Origin of the sequence: Streptomyces sp. W16 (assembly GCF_033194735.1) — a bacterium.
In the GTDB taxonomy this organism is placed as follows: domain Bacteria; phylum Actinomycetota; class Actinomycetes; order Streptomycetales; family Streptomycetaceae; genus Streptomyces.
This window is the reverse complement of sequence record NZ_JAWOAI010000498.1, coordinates 1-7049: the sequence shown is the minus strand read 5'-3', so window position 1 is coordinate 7049 and position 7049 is coordinate 1. Positions and strand designations below refer to the sequence as shown.

At 71.5% G+C, this 7049-nt stretch carries 7 protein-coding genes; 4 read left to right on the top strand and 3 right to left on the bottom strand.

Annotated features, from left to right (window positions below):
- Both R6V09_RS41700 and R6V09_RS41695 read left to right on the top strand, forming a co-directional pair.
- Positions 1-963: alpha/beta hydrolase-fold protein (locus R6V09_RS41700; RefSeq protein WP_317886700.1), on the top strand; the 963-nt coding region annotated here is incomplete at its 5' end.
- 94 nt (positions 964-1057) lie between these two features.
- Positions 1058-2026, top strand: coding sequence for a cytochrome c oxidase assembly protein (locus tag R6V09_RS41695; RefSeq protein WP_317886699.1), 969 nt, complete (start codon positions 1058-1060; stop codon positions 2024-2026).
- Positions 2027-2033: 7 nt separating this feature from the next.
- Here the strand turns inward: R6V09_RS41695 and R6V09_RS41690 are convergent, their stop codons facing one another.
- The gene (locus R6V09_RS41690) at positions 2034-2633 is read right to left on the bottom strand and encodes a TetR/AcrR family transcriptional regulator (protein ID WP_317886698.1); all 600 of its coding nucleotides are present in this window, start codon (positions 2631-2633) and stop codon (positions 2034-2036) included.
- A 97-nt stretch (positions 2634-2730) separates the two neighbouring features.
- Here R6V09_RS41690 and R6V09_RS41685 point away from each other — a divergent pair, with 97 nt between their 5' ends.
- Entirely contained in the window at positions 2731-3534 is an 804-nt protein-coding gene (locus tag R6V09_RS41685) for an NAD(P)H-binding protein (protein ID WP_317886697.1), read from the top strand.
- Entirely contained in the window at positions 3531-4403 is an 873-nt protein-coding gene (locus R6V09_RS41680) for a haloalkane dehalogenase (RefSeq protein WP_442810249.1), read from the top strand. Before R6V09_RS41685 ends, R6V09_RS41680 begins: the two co-directional genes overlap by 4 nt.
- 32 nt (positions 4404-4435) lie before the next feature.
- Here R6V09_RS41680 and R6V09_RS41675 read toward each other — a convergent pair whose 3' ends face one another.
- Together R6V09_RS41675 and R6V09_RS41670 are read right to left on the bottom strand one after the other, a co-directional pair.
- On the bottom strand, positions 4436-6196 hold the full coding sequence (locus R6V09_RS41675; protein WP_317886695.1) for a copper resistance CopC/CopD family protein: 1761 nt from the start codon (positions 6194-6196) through the stop codon (positions 4436-4438).
- Between the two features lie 156 nt (positions 6197-6352).
- Positions 6353-7049, bottom strand: a 697-nt coding sequence (locus tag R6V09_RS41670) for an SDR family NAD(P)-dependent oxidoreductase (protein ID WP_317886694.1), incomplete at its 5' end; no start/stop codon positions are given.

Here is a 7049-nt window from a genome sequence, read left to right as displayed (position 1 = left end):
GACTCCGGCGGCGTCGGAGCGGGCGGCCCGAAGGTCGGCGACACCACCCCCGGCGGCACCATCGTCGCGGCGAAGGCGACGCTCACCCAGGCCGGCACCATCACCACGGCCCACGGCACGCAGTACCCCGCGAGCAGCACGGCGCTGACCACCGACGCGGTCAAGAACCTGATCGTCGACGACTTCCAGCAGTTCACCTTCGCCGACCCCGCGACCGGCCAGACCCTGAACTACAACCTGTTCGTGCCCGAGCACTACGACTCGCGCAAGAGCTATCCGCTGATGCTGTTCATGCACGACGCGAGCGTGGTCAACGTCGCCACCGAAGGCCCGCTCGTGCAGGGGCTCGGCGCGGTGTGCTGGGCGAGCCCGGAGGACCAGGCCCGGCACGAGGCCTTCGTGCTCGCGCCCGAGTACGGCTCCGTCGTGATCGACGACGACTACCTGCCGTCGACGCTGTTCGACGCCACCGCCAACCTCGTCGAGTCGGTGACGCGGCAGTACAGCATCGACCGTAGGCGCCGCTACACGACCGGTCAGTCGATGGGCGCGATGATGTCGCTCGGCCTCAACATCAAGTACCCCGACCTGTTCGCGGCGGCGTTCATCGTGGCCGGACAGTGGCCGGAGGCGCAGGCCGCGCCGCTGGCGGAGAAGGACCTGTGGATCCTCGTCTCCGCCGACGACACCAAGGCCTACCCCGGTGAGCAGGCCATCACCGCGGTCATCCAGGAGCAGGGCACTCAGGTCAGCACCGCACTGTGGGACGGGCAGTCCACCGCCGCCGGGTTCGCCGCGGACGTGCGCGCCATGAAGGCTCAGCGGACCCCGGTGAACTTCGCCGCGTTCGAGACCGGCACGGTCGTACCCACCGGCTCGACGACCAGTGCGCACATGGCCACCTGGCAGGTCGCGTACACGATCCCCGGTATCCGGGACTGGATCATGCGGCAGTCGATGTAGGTGCGCCCGGCCACGGGGGCGGGTCCTCGCCGCGGCACTCGGCGGCATAGAGTGCTGCGGCAGATCCGGCAGGCGTGGGTGGAGGTAGATCGCGATGGAGAACCTGCCACGGCTCACCGTGGGACGGCTGTTCTCCTCCTGGCAGGCGGACGTCCCCGCGCTGCTGGTCGTCGTACTCCTCGGCGGCCTGTACGGCTGGGGCGTCCTGCGGCTGAGGCGGCGCGGCGAGAGCTGGCCGGTGGCGCGGACCGCCGCGTTCGCGCTGTTCGGCCTCGGCACGATCGTGGTCGCCACGATGTCCGCGCTGGCCGTGTACGACCGGGTGCTGTTCTGGCCGGCCGCCGTCCAGAACGTCCTCCTGGACCTGATCGCCCCGCTCGGCCTGGCCCTCGGCGATCCGCTGCGGCTCGCCCTGCGCGCCCTGCCCGAACGCGCCGCCGCCCGCACACAGGGAGCGCTGACCGGCCGACTGGTACGGCTGTTCACCTTCCCGCTGGTCAGCACGGCCCTGGTCCTCACGACAGAGCTGACGATCTACTTCACGCCGTACTTCGAGACGGCCCTGGCGAACAACTGGCTGCACCAGCTGATGTACCTCCAACTGCTGCTCGCCGGGAGCCTGTTCGTCCTTCCGGTGCTCACCCGTGAGGAGGCGCTGCCCGCCTGGTGCACGCATCCGGTGCGGGCGGCGCTGGTGTTCGTCGACGGGATCATCGACGCGGTGCCGGGCATCGTGGTGATGACCCACGGCACGCTGATCGCCGGGGCCTGGTACCTGCAGCACGCCCCGTCCTGGGCGCCGGACGTCCAGCACGACCAGCAGCTCGGCGGCGGCGCGATGGTCGGCATCGCCGAACTGGTCGCCCTCCCCTTCCTGCTGGCGATCCTGGTCCAGTGGGCCCGCACCGAGCGCGCCGAGACGGTCGCGCTGGACCGGCGTCTGGACACGGAACTGGAGCGGGCCACGCCCGCGGAGGCCACAACGGAGGGTCCGGAACTCGTCCGCCCCTGGTGGGAGACCGAGAACAGCGAGGTCGCGCAGCGCATCCGGGGACAGCGATAGGCGTTCCTCAGGACACGGTCAGGGCGTCCAACTCCCGGATGAGCCGGGCCCCTTCACGGGTCATGATCTCCGGGTCGCGCAGGGCGTTGGAGAGCAACGACATGCCCTGGTAGGCCGCGACGAGGGTGAGGGCGAGGCTCTCGGGGTCGGCCGCGCCGAGCTGCCGGTACTGCTCCTCCACCCAGGCCACCAACCGCCGTATGACCTGGCCCGCGGCGAGATCGAGGCCGTCCTCGTAGCGCTTGTCCAGCTCCACGGCGAGGGTGCCCATGGGGCAGCCGTGGCGGGCCGCGATGTCCTTCTGGTCGACCCAGCCGCCGATGAGGGCCTTGAGGCGTTCGCGCGGGTCGGGGAGCCGGTCGAGCTGTGCGGTCAGGGTCGCCAGGTTGCCGGTGTGCTCGGAGAGGGCCGCCTCGATCAGCTCGTCCTTGGTCTTGAAGTAGTAGTAGACGTTGCCCGTCGGGACGTCGGCGGCGCGGGCGATGTCGGCGATGGTCGTGCGCTCCACGCCCTGCTCGTGCAGGACCCGGGCGGTGGCGGTGGTCAGCCGCTGCCGCTTGCCGACGGCGGCGGACCGGGCGGGCCGTGAACCTTTTGAGTCAGTCACCTGACTGACTATAGACAACGTGCGGGTTGATCGTGCTAGCGTCTTCCCCACGGAGTTAGTCAGCCAACTAACTCACACATGCGACGGGGGTGGCGACATGATCGTGGTGACGGGTGCGACCGGGAACGTGGGGCGGACGCTGGTGCGAATCCTCACGGAGGACCGGGTCCCGGTGACGGCGGTGGCCCGGCACATCGACGGGCCTGGCACGGTGGCCGGCGACCTGGGCGAACCGGAGGGGCTGCGGGGCGCGTTCGAGGGGGCCGAGGCGCTGTTCCTGCTGGTGGCGGGCGAGCGGCCGTACGACGTCCTGGACGTGGCCAAGACGGCCGGTGTCCGCAAGGTGGTGCTGGTGTCCTCGCAGGGGGCGGGGACCCGGCCGGAGACGTACACACAACCGCGCCAATTCGAGGCTGCCGTAAGGGAGTCGGGGCTCGACTGGACGATCCTGCGGCCGGGCGGGCTGGACAGCAACGCGTTCGCCTGGGCCGAGTCGATCCGCGAGCGGCGCACGGCGGCGGCACCCTTCGGTGACGTGGGCCTGCCGTTCGCCGACCCGGACGACGTGGCCGAGGTCGCCGCCAAGGTGCTGCGCGAGGACGGCCACACCGGCGCGACCTACACCCTGACCGGTCCGGCGCCCACGACACCCCGAGCGCGGGCGGCGGCGGTAGCGGCGGCACTGGGCGAACCGGTGACCTTCACGGAGCAGTCCCGCGAGGAGGCGTACGAGCTGATGGCACGGTTCATGCCGCTGCCCGTGGTCGAGGGCACGTTGAGCATCCTGGGCGCACCGACCGAGGAGGAGCAGCGGGTGAGCCCGGATGTGGAGCGGGTGTTGGGGCGGGCGCCGCGCCCGTTCGCGGCGTGGGCGGAGCGCAACGCGGCGACCTTCCGGTGACGGCCTCGCAGGTGACTCGCGTCCTCGACTCGACCATGACGCATCAGGAGTCGGGGACCGGAGTGCCGATCGTCTTCCTGCACGGCAACCCGACCTCGTCGCACCTGTGGCGGAACGTCCTGCCGGGTGTGACGTCCGGACGGCTGCTGGCACCCGACCTCATCGGCATGGGCGCGTCGGGCAAGCCGGACATCGACTACTCCTTCGCCGACCACGCCCGGTATCTGGACGCCTGGTTCGACGCGCTCGGGCTGCGGGACGTGGTGCTGGTGGGGCACGACTGGGGCGGTGCCCTGGCCTTCGACCGGGCCGCGCGCCATCCGGACCGGGTGCGGGGCATCGCGTTCACCGAGACCATCGTCAAACCGATGAGCTGGGCGGAGTTCCCCGAAGGGGGCCGGGAGCTGTTCCGGGCGATCAAGACGGACGGCGTCGGCGAGAACATGATCCTCGACCGGAACGCCTTCATCGAACAGGCGCTGCCCGCCGCCTCCGCGACCCCGCTCGCGCCGGCCGACCTCGCCGTCTACCGCGAGCCGTACCCGACCCGGGAGAGCCGACGGCCCCTCCTGCGCTGGGCGCGCTCGATGCCGCTGGGCGGCGAACCCGCCGACGTCGTGGCCAGGATCGAGGCGTACGACCGGTGGCTGACGTCCAGCCCGGACGTACCCAAGCTGCTGCTCACGTTCACACCTGGGGCCGGGACGATGATGTACGAAGACATCATCGCCTGGTGCGCGAAGAACATGGCGGCCCTGGAGATCGAGCACTCCGACGCCGTGGCCGGCCATCACACACCGGAGGACCAGCCGGAGTTGATCGCCGCCGCGATATCGGCGTGGGTGGAGCGGCTCGGGCTCGACGTCTGAGCCACGTCTGAACCATGGCCCGCGGACCACGCCTACCGCACGATCCGTACCTGCCGCTCCACGCTCACCTGGTCGATGTCCGACGTCCTGACCGTCACCTTCATCGTCCAGGTGCCGGCGATGGGGAGGTTGAGGGTGTTGGTGCCCCAATAGCCGCCCTCGTCCTTGATCTTGGCGTCGAGGGGGCCGATCTTCTGGGCCGGGAGGGTGAAGGAGAGGCGGAGTTCGGGGACCGTGGCGAAGCCGCCGTCGGGGCCGTAGACGACCGCCTCGACGGAGTTCTCGCCGACGCGGCCGGGGTCGAGGGTGATCTGTACCTTGCCGCCTGCGTTGCCGACGCGGAAGGGGACCATGGTGACGGAGGCCGCGGGTATCCCGGCCGGTGTCGCCGTCTGCTGCGCCTCCGCCGCCGCTCGGCCGGGCAGGGTGTTGGTCAGCAGGGTGGTGATCACCAACACGGTGACGCCGACGGCGACTTCGAGCAGCACCGAGCGGCGCAGGCCACGCCGGTATCCGTCCGGGGAACCGTCGCCGGCACCGGGATCCGGGAGGCCCTCGTCGCCGCCGGTGGAAGCTGCCGTCGTCGCCGCGTCCGCGCCCGTCCGCACCAACTCCGGTATGTGGAGGCGCACTTCGGCCCCCGCGAGCCGTGCCGTCCACTGTCGCGACCAGCCCGCCGCCACGAGCAGCAGCACCACCGCGCCGAGTTTCACGAGCAGGATGCGGCCGTACGACGTGCCGGTCAGGGCGTTCCAGGAGCCGAGGCCGCGCCAGGACTGGTAGACGCCGGTGACCACCAGGACGGTCACCGAGGCGAAGGCGAGGCGGGAGAAGCGGGCGACCGGGGCCGCGTCGAGGTCGGGCGAGCGGTAGAGCACGGTGAGCAGGGCCGTGAGGCCGCCGAGCCAGACCGCCATCGCGAGCAGGTGCAGGACCGCCGAGGTCATCGCCACCGGCACCTGGATCCCGGCGGACGCGTGCTCCGCCGACGCCCAGGTCAGCGCCAGAGCGACGGCCAGTCCGGCGCCCGTCCCCAGGGCGGCCCGTCCGAACCGCTCCCGCCCCCGGAGCCGTAGCAGGAAGAAGGCCGTCGCGGCGAGGAGGAGCAGGCGGGCGGCGAGGGCCTGGCCGGGGCGGGTGGTGAGGGTGCGAGGGAGGGCGGCGGGGTCGAAGGCGGTGGCCAGGCCGGTGCCCGCCTCGTAGGGGGCGCGGAGGATCAGGAGGGCGACCGTTGCCGCGAGGAGGGTCCACCAGCCGGTCAGGATCGGCCTGTTGAGGACCGTCGGGTCCGGGGGGCGGCACAGGGCCATGAAGGCGGCCGAGCCGATGAGGAGGGCGGCGGCGATGTAGGCGAAGTAGCGGGCGATGTCGTAGAGGCTGCCCGTGAGGGGGTTCTCGTTCGGGGCCGTGCTGATCGGGGTGGTGGTGGCGGAGGGTTTGCCGACGGAGAAGGTGAAGGCGCCCGAGACGGGGTGGCTGTCGGCCGAGACGACGCGCCAGGCGACCGTGAAGGTGCCGGTGCCGAGCTTGGCCGGGAGGGTGACGCTCGCCGTGTCGCCGACGTCCTTCGCGTGGTGCGCGGAACTCGTCCTCACCCGCCGGTTGTCGGGGTCGTAGACGCGGAAGGAGTCGTCGAGCAGGGCGACGGACTCGGAGAAGGTGAGGGTGAGGGAACGGGGGGCGGACTTGAGGACGCTTCCGTCGGCGGGGTCGGTGGATTCGAGGGCGGCGTGCGCGGACGCGGTGCCCGCGCTGCCGAGGAGGAGCAGGACCAGCACGGTGCCCAGCAGCACCAGCCCTTGAACTCCTCGCCGCCGACTGCCTCGGTAGTCTCCCTTGACTCCGTCGCGTCCAAAACGCTGTCCCTCATTCCGTCGTCGGCGCACGTCATATCTCCGTCTTCGGACTTGCAGGCCTCGCGTTACGTACGGACGAACCCCGTCTTTCGCTCACCACGTGGGCCGCGCCGAGACTCCGCCGTCCACGACCAGGTCGTGCCCGGTGACCCAGGAGGCGAGGGAGGACGCCAGGAACACGCACGCGTCACCCACGTCCTCGGGCCGGCCCAGCCGCCCCGTCGGCGCCGCCGCCCGCCAGCTCCGCACCCCTTCCGGCCAGGCCTCCCCCAGCCCCTCCCGGTCGATCAGACCGGGCGAGACCGTGTTGACGCGGATGCCGCACGAGCCGTACTCCAGGGCCGCCGACCGCGCGTGCATCACCACGGCCGCCTTGGACGCGGAGTAGTGCGCGTGCAGCGGCGCCGGGGCGCTCGCCTCGATGGACGCGATGTGCGTCACCGTGCCGCCACCGCTCTGTTCTCTCATCACCTCCACCGCCGCCTGCGTGCACGCGAAGACGCTGGTGAGATTGGTGTCGACGACCGCCCGCCAGTCCGCGGCCGTCATCCCGTCCAGCGGCTGCGTCGGCTGTACGCCCGCGTTGTTGACCAGCGCCGTCAGCCGCCCGCCACCGAACTCCGCCGCCTCGCGGACCAGCGCGCGGCAGTCGTCCTCGTCGGTCAGTTCGGCCTGCAGTACGACGGACCGGGCGCCCAACTCCCTTACTCGCGAAGCCACTTCACCTGCCGCCTCGGTCGCCGTACGACAGTGGACCGCGACCGCCGCCGCGCCCTGTTCGGCGAACCTC

What these genes read in the sequence shown, in the direction of transcription:
- R6V09_RS41685 (WP_317886697.1), top strand. Translation starts at nt 2,731, where the DNA reads ATGATCGTGGTGACGGGTGCGACCGGGAACGTGGGGCGGACGCTGGTG.
- R6V09_RS41695 (WP_317886699.1), top strand. Translation starts at nt 1,058, where the DNA reads ATGGAGAACCTGCCACGGCTCACCGTGGGACGGCTGTTCTCCTCCTGG.